The sequence below is a fragment of the Flavobacterium sp. PS2 genome (assembly GCF_046250155.1).
Lineage (GTDB): Bacteria > Bacteroidota > Bacteroidia > Flavobacteriales > Flavobacteriaceae > Flavobacterium.
Genome location: NZ_CP176426.1, coordinates 563,619 through 578,474, shown reverse-complemented (window position 1 = coordinate 578,474; position 14,856 = coordinate 563,619). Strand labels below are relative to the sequence as shown.

Annotated in this window: 10 protein-coding genes; 4 read left to right on the top strand and 6 right to left on the bottom strand. The window is 32.3% G+C overall.

The window, feature by feature from the left end; genetic code table 11:
* Positions 1–86: 86 nt before the first annotated feature.
* Positions 87–2,633 carry an ATP-dependent Clp protease ATP-binding subunit gene (locus ACJ6WR_RS02425; RefSeq protein ID WP_039114606.1) on the bottom strand — a complete coding sequence of 849 codons (2,547 nt, stop codon included), beginning with the start codon at positions 2,631–2,633 and terminating at the stop codon, positions 87–89.
* A 257-nt stretch (positions 2,634–2,890) separates the two neighbouring features.
* On the opposite strand from ACJ6WR_RS02425, the gene gyrA reads away from it, so the two are divergent.
* The gene (gene gyrA / locus ACJ6WR_RS02420; RefSeq protein WP_039114604.1) at positions 2,891–5,536 is read left to right on the top strand and encodes a DNA gyrase subunit A; all 2,646 of its coding nucleotides are present in this window, start codon (positions 2,891–2,893) and stop codon (positions 5,534–5,536) included.
* 47 nt (positions 5,537–5,583) lie between these two features.
* On the top strand, positions 5,584–6,852 hold the full coding sequence (locus tag ACJ6WR_RS02415; protein WP_039120423.1) for a tetratricopeptide repeat protein: 1,269 nt from the start codon (positions 5,584–5,586) through the stop codon (positions 6,850–6,852).
* 97 nt (positions 6,853–6,949) lie between these two features.
* Here the strand turns inward: ACJ6WR_RS02415 and nth are convergent, their stop codons facing one another.
* Genes nth through ACJ6WR_RS02400 form a run of 3 tightly spaced genes read right to left on the bottom strand, consistent with a single transcriptional unit; the run spans position 6,950 to position 8,900 of the window.
* Positions 6,950–7,588 (bottom strand): endonuclease III domain-containing protein, encoded by a 639-nt coding sequence (gene nth / locus ACJ6WR_RS02410; protein ID WP_409416955.1) that lies wholly within the window; start codon positions 7,586–7,588, stop codon positions 6,950–6,952.
* 2 nt (positions 7,589–7,590) lie between these two features.
* Positions 7,591–7,983: a peptide-methionine (R)-S-oxide reductase MsrB gene (msrB, locus tag ACJ6WR_RS02405; protein WP_039120421.1), complete on the bottom strand. Its 393-nt coding sequence runs from the start codon at positions 7,981–7,983 to the stop codon at positions 7,591–7,593.
* A gap of 50 nt (positions 7,984–8,033) precedes the next feature.
* Complete coding sequence (locus ACJ6WR_RS02400) at positions 8,034–8,900, bottom strand: alpha/beta hydrolase (protein WP_409416954.1); 867 nt, start codon at positions 8,898–8,900, stop codon at positions 8,034–8,036.
* Between the two features lie 204 nt (positions 8,901–9,104).
* Between ACJ6WR_RS02400 and ACJ6WR_RS02395 the strand changes: the two genes are divergently transcribed.
* Entirely contained in the window at positions 9,105–9,914 is an 810-nt protein-coding gene (locus ACJ6WR_RS02395; RefSeq protein WP_039114596.1) for a M48 family metallopeptidase, read from the top strand.
* A gap of 112 nt (positions 9,915–10,026) precedes the next feature.
* On the opposite strand, the gene ACJ6WR_RS02390 is transcribed toward ACJ6WR_RS02395, so the two are convergent.
* Positions 10,027–11,724 (bottom strand): hypothetical protein, encoded by a 1,698-nt coding sequence (locus tag ACJ6WR_RS02390; RefSeq protein ID WP_409416953.1) that lies wholly within the window; start codon positions 11,722–11,724, stop codon positions 10,027–10,029.
* A 292-nt stretch (positions 11,725–12,016) separates the two neighbouring features.
* Between ACJ6WR_RS02390 and ACJ6WR_RS02385 the strand changes: the two genes are divergently transcribed.
* Entirely contained in the window at positions 12,017–13,345 is a 1,329-nt protein-coding gene (locus tag ACJ6WR_RS02385; protein ID WP_409416952.1) for an MFS transporter, read from the top strand.
* A gap of 57 nt (positions 13,346–13,402) precedes the next feature.
* Here ACJ6WR_RS02385 and ACJ6WR_RS02380 read toward each other — a convergent pair whose 3' ends face one another.
* Entirely contained in the window at positions 13,403–14,788 is a 1,386-nt protein-coding gene (locus ACJ6WR_RS02380) for a serine hydrolase (protein ID WP_409416951.1), read from the bottom strand.
* Between the last annotated feature and the right edge of the window lie 68 nt (positions 14,789–14,856).

The window sequence follows — 14,856 nt, the reverse complement described above, 5'->3', positions numbered from 1 at the left end:
AATTGACCGATTTCATATAAAGAATAAGCCCATTATGTTATAAAAAACGTAACGGGCTTATGATTTGTTATAAAAAATAAATTATATTATTGATTTGTTGGTTCTTCTGCTTTATGAACATCAACAGTAAGTTCTTGTGATTCTTCATTTAAATCAATTAAGATTTCATCGCCTGAAGTAATTTTAGAAGTAATTATTTCTTCTGCCAATATATCTTCAACGTATTTCTGAATCGCTCTTTTTAATGGTCTTGCTCCAAATTGCTTATCGAAACCTTTATCTGCGATGAAAGCTTTGGCTTTATCAGTAAGATTTAATTTGTAACCTAACTCTTCTACACGTAAGTATAGTTTTTTAAGTTCAATTTCGATAATCAAATCAATATCGCTTTTCTCTAAGCTATTGAATACAATAACATCATCAATTCTGTTCAAGAATTCTGGTGCAAATGTTTTCTTCAATGCATTTTCGATAATGCTTTTAGAATTATCATCGGCTTGAGCAATTTTTGCAGCAGTTCCAAATCCTACTCCTTGACCAAAATCTTTTAATTGTCTTGCTCCAACATTAGAAGTCATGATAATTATAGTGTTTTTAAAGTCAATTTTTCGACCTAAACTATCTGTTAAATATCCATCGTCTAGAACTTGAAGCATCATGTTAAATACATCTGGATGTGCTTTTTCAATCTCATCTAAAAGTACCACACAATACGGTTTTCTACGAACTTTTTCGGTTAATTGTCCGCCTTCTTCGTAGCCAACATATCCCGGAGGCGCTCCAACTAAACGAGAAATAGCAAATTTCTCCATGTATTCGCTCATATCGATACGTACTAAAGCATCTTCAGAATCGAATAATTCTTTTGCCAGAACCTTTGCTAGTTGTGTTTTACCAACACCAGTTTGTCCTAAGAAAATGAATGATCCAATAGGTCTGTTTGGGTCTTTAAGACCGGCTCTGTTACGTTGTATAGAACGAGCAATTTTTAAAACAGCTTCGTTTTGACCAATTACTTTGTCTTGAATTAATTCAGGAAGTTTAGCTAATTTGTTGCTTTCTGTTTGTGCAATTCTGTTTACAGGAATTCCTGTCATCATAGATACTACATCGGCAACATTATCTTCGGTTACAAGAATTCTATTATTTTTAGAGTCTTCTTCCCATTGTTCCTGAGCTATAGCTAGTTCTTTTTCGATGCGTTTTTCGTCATCGCGAAGTTTAGCAGCTTCCTCGTATTTTTGTTTTTTAACAACTACGTTTTTCAGTTCACGTACTTCTTCTAGTTGGCGTTCTAAATCCAGAATTTGTTTTGGAACATCAATATTAGTAATATGTACACGAGATCCAGCCTCGTCAAGAGCATCAATTGCTTTGTCTGGTAAGAAACGTTCCGACATGTATCGGTTTGTTAATTTCACACAAGCTTCTATTGCTTCTGGAGTATATGTTACGTTGTGGTGATCTTCGTATTTGTCTTTAATATTATTTAAAATCTCAATTGTTTCTGCAACAGAAGTTGGTTCTACAATTACTTTCTGGAAACGTCTTTCTAAAGCACCGTCTTTTTCTATATATTGTCTGTATTCATCAAGAGTAGTTGCTCCAATACATTGGATTTCTCCTCTTGACAAGGCAGGTTTAAACATATTCGAAGCGTCTAGAGATCCAGTTGCACCTCCAGCACCAACGATAGTATGAATTTCGTCGATAAAAAGGATGATATCATCATTTTTCTCTAACTCGTTCATTACAGCTTTCATTCGTTCTTCAAACTGACCACGATATTTGGTTCCTGCTACAAGGCTTGCTAAGTCTAGGGTAACTACACGTTTGTGAAATAAGATACGGGATACTTTTTTCTGAACAATACGCAAGGCTAGTCCTTCGGCAATAGCAGATTTTCCTACTCCAGGTTCACCGATTAATAAAGGGTTGTTCTTTTTTCTACGGCTTAAAATTTGCGAAACGCGTTCAATTTCTTTCTCACGCCCTACAACAGGATCTAGTTTTCCTTCTTCTGCCATTTCTGTTAAATCTCTCCCAAAATTATCTAGAACAGGTGTTTTTGATTTTTTGTTGGACTTATTGGCTGGATTATTAAAACTTCCTTCTTTAAGACTGTCATCTTGTCCTGAATCATCATTATATGATTCGTTTCTTGGCAAGTTTTCTAAAAATTCTTCTTCGCTTGGAGTCATATTTAAGTATTGTTCTTTAGCTATATCATAATCTATTTTTAGCTTATTCAATAGCTTGGTTGTTGGATCGTTTTCGTTTCGTAAGATGCATAAAAGCAAGTGTGCCGTACTAATAGATGAACTCTGGAATACTTTGGCTTCTAGAAATGTAGTCTTTAGCGCTCTCTCAGCTTGACGTGTGAGGTGCAGGTTTTTTTTCTCTACATTGACTTCGGCACTAAGATTGGCAGGGCTCAGTATTTCGACCTTCCTACGTAAATGCTCTAAATCGACTGCTAGGTTATTTAATATATGAATGGCTTTTCCGTTTCCATCCCTTAAAATGCCTAGCATCAAATGTTCAGTACCAATAAAGTCGTGACCCAATCTTAAGGCTTCTTCTTTACTGTAGGTAATAACATCTTTTACTCTTGGTGAAAAATTATCATCCATAATATATAATTAGTATTGTAAATTTAGTGAATTAGTGTATGAAAAACAAAAACCATACCCATTAGAAACTCATGTCAGCTAAGGGACGAAAAAAATAATAATAAAAGAGTTAAATAAGATTTAAATTATTAACTAAAATGTAAAATAAAGTTGTTAATAAATCATTGAAATAAGTAGGGGAAAATACCCTCAAAAATTTCAAAAAGGCGTATATTGGCACGTTTTGAAACTAATATAATTTTTTAATATAACAACTTATGTCTGAAGGAGAAAAGTTAATTCCTATTAACATAGAGGATGAAATGAAATCAGCTTACATCGATTATTCGATGTCAGTAATCGTATCAAGAGCACTTCCAGATGTTAGAGATGGCTTGAAACCAGTGCATCGAAGAGTTCTTTACGGAATGTATGACTTAGGAGTAACATCAAAATCTGCCCACAAAAAATCTGCGAGAATCGTAGGGGAGGTTTTAGGTAAGTATCACCCACACGGAGATACTTCAGTATATGATGCCATGGTGCGTATGGCTCAAGAATGGAGTTTACGTTATTTATTAGTGGATGGCCAAGGTAACTTTGGTTCTGTAGATGGAGATAGCCCGGCAGCAATGCGTTATACGGAGGCTAGAATGCGTAAGATTTCAGAAGAAATAATGGCTGATATCGAAAAAGAAACAGTTGATTTTCAATTGAACTTTGATGATACTTTATATGAGCCTAAAGTAATGCCTACCAGAGTCCCTACCTTATTGGTTAACGGAGCAACAGGTATTGCAGTTGGTATGGCTACAAATATGCCACCACACAACTTAACAGAAGTTATCAATGGTACATTAGCGTATCTTGACAATAACGATATTGAAATTGACGAATTAATTACTCATATTAAAGCTCCCGATTTTCCAACAGGAGGTATAATATATGGTTACGAAGGCGTTCGTGAAGCATTTAAAACAGGTAGAGGACGTATTGTAATGCGTGCCAAAGTAGGTTTTGAAGAGGTAGATGGTAGAGAATGTATCATCGTTACCGAAATTCCATACCAAGTTAATAAAGCAGAAATGATTAAACGTACTGCTGATTTGGTAAATGATAAAAAAATCGATGGAATTGCAAATATCCGTGATGAATCAGATAGAAACGGTATGCGTATCGTTTATATCCTAAAACGTGATGCAACTCCTAATGTAGTTTTAAATACATTATATAAATATACGTCATTACAATCTTCTTTTAGTGTAAATAATATTGCACTGGTAAAAGGTCGCCCACAAATGTTGAATCTAAAAGATATGATTCACTATTTTATTGAGCACCGTCATGATGTTGTAGTTCGTAGAACAAGATTTGAATTACGTAAAGCAGAAGAAAGAGCTCATATCTTAGAAGGTTTAATTATTGCATCTGATAATATTGATGAAGTAATTGCTTTAATAAGAGGTTCGAAAAACACCGAAGAAGCTCGTGAGAAATTAATCGAAAGATTTAAATTATCAGATATTCAGGCACGTGCAATCGTAGAGATGCGTTTACGTCAATTAACAGGTCTGGAACAAGACAAGTTAAGAGATGAGTATAATGAATTGATGAAATTAATCGATCATTTGAAAGCATTATTAGCAGATGTAGACTTAAGAACTAATTTGATTAAAGAAGAACTTATCGAAATCCGTGATAAATACGGAGATGCGCGTCGTTCATTAATTGAATATTCTGGTGGCGATGTAAGTATCGAAGATTTAATTGCCGATGAGAATGTTGTAATTACAATTTCGCATGCAGGTTATATCAAGCGTACAAACTTAACAGAATACAAGACACAAAATAGAGGAGGAGTTGGACAAAAAAGTGCAGGAACAAGAGATCAGGATTTCCTTGAGCATATGTTCGTAGCGACCAACCACCAATATATGATGTTCTTTACCCAAAAAGGAAAATGTTTCTGGATGCGTGTTTATGAAATTCCAGAAGGAAGCAAAACGGCAAAAGGTAGAGCAATCCAAAACTTAGTAAACATTGAGAGCGATGATAAAGTAAAAGCTTTCATTTGTACACAAGACTTAAAAGATAAAGATTATATCAATAGTCATAATCTTGTAATGGTAACTAAAAAAGGACAGGTTAAGAAAACTTCTTTAGAGAAATATTCTAAACCTAGAGTAAATGGTGTTGCTGCAATTACAATTAAAGATGGTGATGAATTACTTGAAGCTAAATTAACTAACGGAGAAAGCCAAATTATCTTAGCTGTTAAGTCAGGTAAATTGGTTCGTTTTGAGGAAACCAAAACGCGTCCGATGGGAAGAACGGCTTCTGGAGTTCGTGGAATTACCTTAAAAGATGATACTGATGAAGTAATTGGTATGGTTACTGTTGATAAAGACAACGTTAACGATTCACAAATCCTTGTTGTAACTGAAAACGGATACGGTAAACGTACTAAATTAGTTGATGATGATGGAGAAGATGTTTACAGAATTACTAACCGTGGAGGAAAAGGAGTGAAAACTCTTAATATTACCGAAAAAACAGGTAAACTTATCTCTATTAACGCAGTTACAGATGCTGATGATTTAATGATTATCAATAAATCTGGATTAACAATTAGAATGGCTATTGAAGATTTACGTGTAATGGGTCGTGCAACGCAAGGTGTTCGATTAATTAACCTTAAAGGTAAAGATTCTATTGCAGCTGTTACTAAAGTTATGAAAGATGATGTTGCAGAAGTTATTGTTGACGAAGATGGTAATGTTATCGAAAGTGTTATCGAAAGAGTAAAACCAGATTTAGAAGTTCTTGAAGACGATGGAGTTGTTGAAGACGATGAAGACGACGAAGATGATGTTGAGGACGAAGACGGAGATGATTCAGAAGAAGAGGAAGAGTCTGAAGAATAAATAATAAGAACCCAACAAACAATTTAAATAAATCAAAAATTAGAATTATGAAAAGTAAATATGTAATACTAGCGTCAGCATTATTGATATCGGTAGCTACTTTTGCTCAAAAAGATCAAATTAAAGACGCTGAAAAAGCATTGAAAAATGGCGATTCTAAATCGGCTATTACTATTCTGGATGCAGCAGATTACCTAATTGTAAATGCAAAAGATACTGAGCAAGCTCAATATTATTTCGTAAAAGGAAATGCTTATTTAGACATGGCAAAAAAAGGAGTAGAAGAAAGTAAATACCTTCTACTTGCTGCAGATGCATATAAAACATTAATTGATACTGAAAAAACATCAGGAAAAGTTAAGTATTCAACTCAGGCTGCTGCTTCAATTACTGATATCAAAGGAAGATTGATTAATGGAGCTATAGCAGATTCAAAAGCTAATAAAAATGCTGATGGTGCAAAAAAAATATATGATGCTTATTTGTTAGACAAAAAGGATACTATTAATTTGTATTATGCTGCTTCTACTTATGTAAATGCAGGAGACTATACAGCTGCTTTACCTTTGTATGAAGAATTAAAAAAACTGAACTATTCAGGAAAAGGAACAGCTTACTTAGCAACAAACAAAGCTTCAGGAGAAGAAAATGCATTTAATACTGCAAGTGAAAGAGATCTTGCTGTTAAGATTGGAACTCATGAAAAACCAAGAGTAGAAGTTTCTCCTTCTAAAAGAGGTGAGATTTATAAAAACATCACTCTTATTTTAGTTCAAAGTGGTAAAATTGAAGAAGCTAAAAAAGCAGTAGCTGAAGCTAGAGCTGCAAATCCAGAAGATTCTTCATTAATCTTGACTGAGGCAAATTTATACTTAGAAACTAAGGACTTTGAGACTTATAAAAAATTAATCGGTGAGGTTTTGAAAAACAATCCAAACGATCCTGATTTACTTTTTAATTTAGGTGTACTTAGCGGAAATGCTAAAAATGCTGCTGATGCTGAGAAATATTACACTAAAGTAATCGAAATCAAGCCTGATTATACTAATGCTTATATTAACCTGGCTGCATTAAAATTAGAGGACGAAAAGCCTATAATTGATGAAATGAACAAGCTTGGAACATCTGCAAAAGATATGAAACGTTATGATGAATTGAAGGCTAAAAGAAATAATCTTTTTAAAAGCACAATTCCTTATCTTAAAAAAGCTTCTGAGTTAGATCCTAAAAATGAGGATATTTCTAAAACACTTTTAAACGTTTACAGCGCACTTGAAATGACAGCTGAATACAAAGCATTGAAAGCAAAAATGTAAAATTATTTTGCAAGCATAAAAAAACCGAGATTTATATCTCGGTTTTTTTATGCTTTGTAAAGATGTACCGCAGTGCATCTTCTTTCTCTATTAATTTTTAAGAACTGAGATAATAATTGCAATGTGAGTTAATCAGACATTCATTGCATTTTGGTTTTGGACGACAAATTTCTCTTCCTAAAAATGATATTGCCATTCCTATTTCTCCCCAAATATCCTTTGGTAAAATCTGCATTAATTCTTTCTCTACTTTATTACCATCTTTAGATTCATTTGTTAATCCAATTCTTGGAGCAACACGTATAACGTGTAAATCAGCAATAATTCCTTCTGCAGGTTTTTTCGATTCTCTCAAAATTACATTTGCAGATTTTCGACCAATACCTTTTAAAGCAACCAGATCCTTCATTGTCATCGGGATGTTTTCATCTTTTTTAAGAGTATTTGCAATTTCTATTAACCATTCCGCTTTCGTTCTGTAGTTTCTAACTTTACTAATGTCAGCAAAAAGTTCTTCCAGATTTGTTGCAGCAAGACTTTGCATATTTGGATATTTAGCAAAGAATGTAGGCGCAATGGAGTTAATATTTGCATCAGAATCTTGTGCAGACAATATGACCATTACAAGCAGCTGATACGTGTTTTTATAATCCAAAGGATGTTTTCTTCCCTTATATTTAGCAAGAAGAGGCTCTAGATTTTCTTTCCAATTTGGCGAATCTCCAAATAAATCCATGACTATTTGTCTTTAAAATCTATCGATAAGGAATTTACACAATAGCGTTGTCCAGTTTCAGTCGGGCCATCGTTAAATACATGTCCCAAGTGACTTCCGCAATTGGCACATAAAATTTCAGTTCTTTTCATACCATGACTCACATCCGAGATATATTCTACTTTACCTGGAATCGATTCGTCAAATGAAGGCCATCCACAATGCGCATCAAATTTTGAGTTGCTCTCAAACAAAGGTTCATTACAAGCACCACAACAATAAACACCTTTTTCGAAATGAAGATTGTATTCTCCAGTATGTGGGCGTTCAGTTCCTTTTTGGCGAAGTACTTGATAACGGTCATTGCCAAGTTGTTCTCTCCATTCTTGTTCTGTTTTTTCGATTGGATATTTCATGTGTTTTATTTTAATTTATTTTTATCAAAAAGTAAGACTAACAAAATTAGTTACTTATGTTCGATAAATTGTACGGTTTTATTAATAACATTAGTATTGCCTAATATTTTTCGATGACCTAATCCTTCAGTTAATATTAGTGTACCATTTTGTAAATGTTCATTAATATGAATTCCAGCTTTTACGGCAACTTCAGGGTCATCTTTATCATGAATAACCAAGACAGGAATAGTTACAGCTGCAGCGGCTATATATGCCGAAAAATCATTCATTTTTATGTTGTGCTTTTCTTCAAAATAATCACGTAAACGAATGCCTATTTCTGGTTTTAATTCTAGTTTAGCAACAAAGTCATCAACAATATCCTGAACAATATCACCGCTACCAATAAGTACTGCTCGATTAATCTTTAGTCCCTGCTTAATAGCGTTTAATACAGACATACCACCTAATGAATGCCCGACTGCAGCTTCAAAAGGACCATATTGTTTTTCAATCTCTAAAATAGAGGCAATAAAATCTACCATATGAGTAGTTTTTCCAGGAGATTTTCCGTGAGCAGGAGCGTCAAAACTTATGGTTTCATAACCATGCTTAAGTAGTTCATCGGCAATCTTAAATAATTGCGTTCCGCGGCCCGACCAACCATGAACCAATAGAATCTTTTTTTGGCTTTGGCCAAACTTATAGACAACAACTTCTTTATTAATCGCAGGAACTTTTATTGTATTCTGGATGCTTTTATGATCCATTTCTAGTTCTCTTTTCGGAACTTTATGTTTTATTGGAGTTATAAAAAGTTTTATCGCATAGGAAGTAACCCACTTAAGTGAAATGAAATTAAGGAGTTTGCCTGTAAATATTATAAATTGAGGAACTTTTAATGATTCTGTAGGGCTAGGCTTTTTTTTAGACATTATAATACGTTTTAAGGAGCTTTTGTTGTAATCAAATTTTAAAAATATAAAAGTAACACAATTAATAAAATCTATTGATAAGTTATAATTTAATAAATGTGCGATGCATAGGATAATAATCTAATTATGATATTTTTTAAACGAATTGTATAAAAAATGAATTTAGAATAATCGTATTTTTGTATGTCATTAAATGTAAAAGTCATGAGAAATAAATTATTGTTGGGAATATTCACTATAGCTTCAGTGTATTCATGTGCAGTAAATCCTGTTACAGGAAAAAAGAGTCTTAATTTTGTTTCTAATAGTGAGTTATTTCCATCTTCGTTTCAGCAGTATAATACTTTTATTAAAGAAAATAAAGTAATTACAGGAACTGCCGATGCTAAGCGAGTTGAAGTTGTTGGGATGAAAATTAAAGCAGCGGCTGAAAAGTATCTAACTTACTTAGGACAATCTCAATATCTTAAAGATTATCGCTGGGAATATAAATTGGTAGATAATAAAGAGGTGAATGCCTGGTGTATGCCAGGAGGTAAAATTGTAGTTTATTCTGGTATTTTACCAGTAACTAAAGATGATGCTGGTTTAGCAACAGTTCTAGGACATGAGGTTTCGCATGCTTTGGCTAATCACGGTGCACAACGTATGAGTGCAGCTCAATTACAACAATTAGGTGCCGTAGGAGTTGCTGCGGTAACAGGTAGTCAGAGTGCTGACAAGCAAGAAATGTGGCAAAAATATTATGGAATTGGCTCACAAGTAGGAGTGATGCTCCCATTTAGCCGAAATAATGAAAGTGAAGCTGATAAGATAGGGTTAACGCTTATGGCAATTGCAGGATATAACGTAGATGAATCTATAGCTTTTTGGAAAAGAATGTCTGCTCAATCTTCGGGACAAACGCCAGAATTTCTTAGTACACACCCATCTGATGCTACTAGAATTGCTAATTTAAATGCGTTAATTCCAGAAGCAAAAGCTACAGCGCTTAAAGTTGGTATTATTAAGTAAAAAGAATTTATAGGTTTTGAAATATATAATTAAAAACCTTGGAATAAATTAAAACAAAAAAGATTGACCTTTTGCAGTCAATCTTTTTTTTGTTTAATAATTTGTCTGTGTATTATTTTGTAACAGTCATTTGTGGGTATACGCTATTTGTTGCTGGGTTAATAACTCCAGTAGCTAGGTAACCATTAGCATCTTTAATAGTAATATTTTTGATATTACTTGTTTTTGCTACACTAAGAATATTGATTTTTCTGAATGGAATACAAAGATTGAATTTAAAACTATTTGCTGTGATGTCCTTTGCAGCAACCGTTACTTTTTTGGCAGTTTCTAATACAGTTCCTGTATCTGAATATACATCATAAGTAATTTCTAAGTTACCAGAAGAAAGTACTTTACCAGTAATTGGGTATTTGTAATCTAAAGTAACATCAAAACCATAAGAATAAAGTCCACTACAAGGTAATGCAGAAGTTTTAACTGATCTGAAATTAGATACGGTCATGGTTTTTTTGTATTCTCCAACATTCCATAATACTTTGTTTTCTTTAAATAATTCTGTAGTATAAACAGTTAATCCTAAAGCTCCAAAAGAGAAAGTTCCTGAAGAATAGAAATTTCCTGTAGAAGCAAAAGCAGATGGTTGAGTTAAACTTCCGTTTCCAATAGTAAAGCTGTTTATTCCGAATACAATATTTCCTTTTACATCTAAAATATTAGAATCTAATAATTGAATTTTAGGTTTGATTGATATTTTCATATCCGTACTAACTTCTCCTGCTAAATCACCTTCAGTAATTTTTGAATTTGTGATAGTATTTTCATAGATAAAATGACTCTTTTTTCCAGGAATACCATTATAATAAGCAAATCCTATTTTGAATATTCCATTTGAATTAATGGCAAAATGAGAACTTTTTGATAAGTTAGCTTCAACTTCCATTGGGAAAGCAATTTCATCAATACTTATTTTTGCAGGAATATCTCCTAAAAGATCTCCAGCAGGAATAGTAACATCTATTTGTACTTTTTTAAGTAGGTCTAAAAGATTTGCAGGAACATTATCGATTAGGTTATAAGAGTATTTTTTATTTACAGCTCCAGCAAAGTTATAATATGGGTTGATAGCGCTGTTAATTTGATAATACACTTCAATTTCGTTAGGAAGTAATTTAGACTTTCCAAATCCTATTTTCATGCTAAGAACTGAATTTACAGAAGTATTTGGACTCATAGAGAAACCATCAGCCTTATATTCAGTGATGTTATTGAAAATGTCATAAGTAAAACTGTTGTCATAATTACCTCTTGCAGTAAGCAATGAAGTGTTTTTAGATCTTAAAGCTTTTTCATTTTCTTGTACATCCATCGATAGTTCAATAGAACCACCTTGGAATAAATCTCCTATATGAGCATCAGCTGTTTTCAGTGAGTAGCTATTATTGTTCTTAGTAACACTAGCTATTGTTCTGAAATATACTTTTCCTTCATCAGATGTTAAGTAAATTAAGTTTCCAGCAATAAGTTTTTCAACTACATCAGAAGTTGAAGTTTCAATTTCGAAATTACCACTTTTCATTTCTGCCTCTGAGCTAGTAATTATAGCATTTTCAGAAGAAATTTTTGTTAAATCTGGGTTTACAGTTAAGTTTTGGAGTTTATAAGTTACCCCATCTGCAGATCCAGATGCATTGATTACTCTGGTAGGATCAGTAACGGTTGCGGAAAGGTCTTTGCTCAAATCATTATCATTGGAACATGATGTAAGCGACATAAAACCAGCAATAAATAAGTAGAAGATTTTTTTCATGATTTATTTTTTTTAAATTCGAAACAAAATTACCCAGACATAAATCTTAAAATTACCTCAAAAGATTATTAAAATGTTTAAATAAGACTATATTTTGCCTTTGAATTAAGACGTATTTTGTTTTAAGAAAACATAACTATTTTTTAAGCTTTTTATCGAGTTGTAAAATGATGTGGTTGAGAAGGATAAATTTTTATTAACAACAGATTATTTAATGTATGTTTTTTCAGAAATCTATTTAATTACAAATAATAAATAGATAAATTCGCAGCCTATTAACGAAACTATTTTTATGAAAAACTTACCAAAAGGTGATAAGAAATTATTAAATGCGTGGGCATTTTATGATTGGGCAAACTCGGTTTATACTCTGACTATAGCATCGGCAGTATTTCCAATATTTTACGAAGCTTTGTTTGCAGAACGTGATCATTATATTCATGTTTTTGGGATGAATCTTAAAAATTCTGCTTTAATTAGTTTTATAACTGCGATGGCCTTTTTGGTTGTTTCTTTTATTTCCCCGTTATTATCAGGAATTGCTGATTATGTGGGAGACAAAAAAACATTTATGAAGTTCTTTTGCTATATGGGAGCCTTATCTTGTATGGGATTATATTGGTTTAACCTTGAGAATATATACGTAGGATTAGCATTTTATTTTCTGGGATTACTAGGATATTGGGGAAGTTTAGTTTTTTACAATTCGTATTTGCCAGATATAGCTTTTGTAGAGCAGCAGGATAAGATTAGTGCCAAAGGATATTCGTTAGGATATATTGGAAGCGTTATTTTATTAGTTCTCAATTTAGCTATGATAATGAAACCTAAGCTCTTTGGAATTACAGGAACAGATGGCGAGGCAGCTATGAAAGCCATGCGTTATTCGTTTTTAATGGTAGGAGTTTGGTGGATATTATTTAGTCAGTATACTTATTATTATTTACCAAAAGGAAGTAAAGACAAAGGAGAAAAATTAACTAGATCTGTAATTTTTAATGGCTTTAAAGAATTAAAAAAAGTCTGGGCATTATTGAAACAAAATATTCCTTTACGAAGATATTTGGGCGGATTTTTCGTTTCAAGTATGGCAGTTCAAACCGTTATGCTTGTTGCTACTTATTTTGGAGCTCAGGAAATTGAATGGTCGTCTAAAGAAGAAAGTACTGTTGGTTTAATCATTTGCATTCTGTTGATACAATTAGTGGCTGTTATTGGTGCTGTACTAACTTCGAGAGCTTCTGCAAAATTTGGAAATATCCCAACCTTAATTGTAATTAATATTATTTGGGCAATTTTTTGTGCACTTGCTTTTTTCATCACATTACCAATACATTTTTATGTGATGGCTACGGTTGCTGGATTTGTAATGGGAGGAATTCAAGCGCTGTCACGTTCTACGTATTCCAAGTTATTGCCAGAAACAGAAGATACTGCTTCATTTTTTAGTTTTTATGACGTGGCTGAAAAAGTCGGAATTGTTATCGGAATGTGTGTTTACGGTATAATTGATCAAATAACAGGAAGTCCGCGTGCTGCCATTGTAATTTTAGGAGTCTTTTTTGTAGGAGCTATTTTTCTATTAAGAAGAATACCTAAAAATGACATGGTAAATAAGTAAAATATAATTATAAGATAATTACTTCGCCACTATTAATATGTTGTGGCGAAGTAAAAATTATTTGTTTACAATTTCTTTTAACATCTCTTGAGCTAATTTATTAGTCGAATCTACTTCTAAGGCTTTTTTATAGAAAACTGTTGCCATTTTTTTGTTTTTACTTTTTAAATAACATTCACCAATTAAAGTATAGGTATTTGAATTTCTATTTAAATTAGAAAGGTCTATAGTAGTAGCACTTATCGTAAATATTTTGATAGCATCATCATATTTATCTCTTCTCATAAGGTATTTTCCAGTATTAACTAAATCTGAAACTTCATTCGAGAAATCGTATTTATCTTTTTCTTTTGATTTAATATGATTGTAAAATGCAATACCTGAATCGTAATTATCAAGTAATTTACCTCTAATATCTAAATAAATAGATTTTTTGGGTACAGAGAAAGGTTTGTTATCCAGGATATTAATGATTGATTCTGCAATTTCAGGAAGTTTAAAATTTTGATTATTAGTTATCATTGTTATAGTTAAATTATCTTTATTTCTATAAAAAATAAATGATTCATAATTATTTCCTGATCCTTGATGAGAATGTTCCAGAACCTTACCTTTTTTAATAACTACATTTCCTAAGTTAGATTCAGAGTTTATATCAAATTTTTGCGAAAGTATATGTAAAGAATTTTGATTTATTAATTTTCCATCATGCAGACCTTTAACCCAATAAAATAAATCACTAATGGTAAAATACATTTCGCCACCACCATGAATAAAGGTTGTTTCTTTATAATCATTATCAAATGAACCTGCCATGTTTAAAGAAAGTATGGAGTCTTTAGGGATTTCTCCACCTTCAATATCTAGTGGTTCAAAAAGATTTTCTTTTATAAAATCAGGATAAGAAAGGGATGTGATTTTCTTTATGATTTCCTGCTGAAGAAATATATTGGCATTGCTATAAATATATCCTTTGCCGGGAGTAAATTCTAGTTTTTTAATTTTATTTAATTCCGAAATATACTCAGCTTCGGTATTTTTTGATATTTTGGGTAAACCGCTGGTGTATTGTAAAAGATGTTGTATTTGAATTTCATTTGCCCATTCTGGTAAATAGGTTAAGTAATCAGAAACCTTATCTTCCAGTTTTAGCTTTCCTTTTTCTTTTAATAGTAGTATTGCAACACCATTAAATTCTTTACTAATAGAGCCAATAGACATAGAGGATTCGTAGCAGAGTCTTTTGCTCTTAGTGTAATCGGTATATCCTAATTGTGACACATAAATGATTTTACCTTCTTTAGCAACGATTATATTCCCATTGAATATCCCTGTTTCATTTGCTGATCTCATTAAAGAATCTAAATTTCTTTGCTTGTTTGGTTGTCCAATAATCATAGAACAACTTAAAAAAACAATGAGAAAAAGTAATTTTTGTTTCATGATTTCTATTTTTTTGATTAATAGCTAAAAAGAAGACGTTTGAAACACTAATTAATCTTTATAGCTAA

What these genes read in the sequence shown, in the direction of transcription:
- msrB (WP_039120421.1), bottom strand. Translation starts at nt 7,983, where the DNA reads ATGAAATATCCAATCGAAAAAACAGAACAAGAATGGAGAGAACAACTT.
- ACJ6WR_RS02400 (WP_409416954.1), bottom strand. Translation starts at nt 8,900, where the DNA reads ATGTCTAAAAAAAAGCCTAGCCCTACAGAATCATTAAAAGTTCCTCAA.
- ACJ6WR_RS02415 (WP_039120423.1), top strand. Translation starts at nt 5,584, where the DNA reads ATGAAAAGTAAATATGTAATACTAGCGTCAGCATTATTGATATCGGTA.
- nth (WP_409416955.1), bottom strand. Translation starts at nt 7,588, where the DNA reads ATGGATTTATTTGGAGATTCGCCAAATTGGAAAGAAAATCTAGAGCCT.
- ACJ6WR_RS02395 (WP_039114596.1), top strand. Translation starts at nt 9,105, where the DNA reads ATGAGAAATAAATTATTGTTGGGAATATTCACTATAGCTTCAGTGTAT.
- ACJ6WR_RS02425 (WP_039114606.1), bottom strand. Translation starts at nt 2,633, where the DNA reads ATGGATGATAATTTTTCACCAAGAGTAAAAGATGTTATTACCTACAGT.
- ACJ6WR_RS02380 (WP_409416951.1), bottom strand. Translation starts at nt 14,788, where the DNA reads ATGAAACAAAAATTACTTTTTCTCATTGTTTTTTTAAGTTGTTCTATG.
- ACJ6WR_RS02385 (WP_409416952.1), top strand. Translation starts at nt 12,017, where the DNA reads ATGAAAAACTTACCAAAAGGTGATAAGAAATTATTAAATGCGTGGGCA.
- ACJ6WR_RS02390 (WP_409416953.1), bottom strand. Translation starts at nt 11,724, where the DNA reads ATGAAAAAAATCTTCTACTTATTTATTGCTGGTTTTATGTCGCTTACA.
- gyrA (WP_039114604.1), top strand. Translation starts at nt 2,891, where the DNA reads ATGTCTGAAGGAGAAAAGTTAATTCCTATTAACATAGAGGATGAAATG.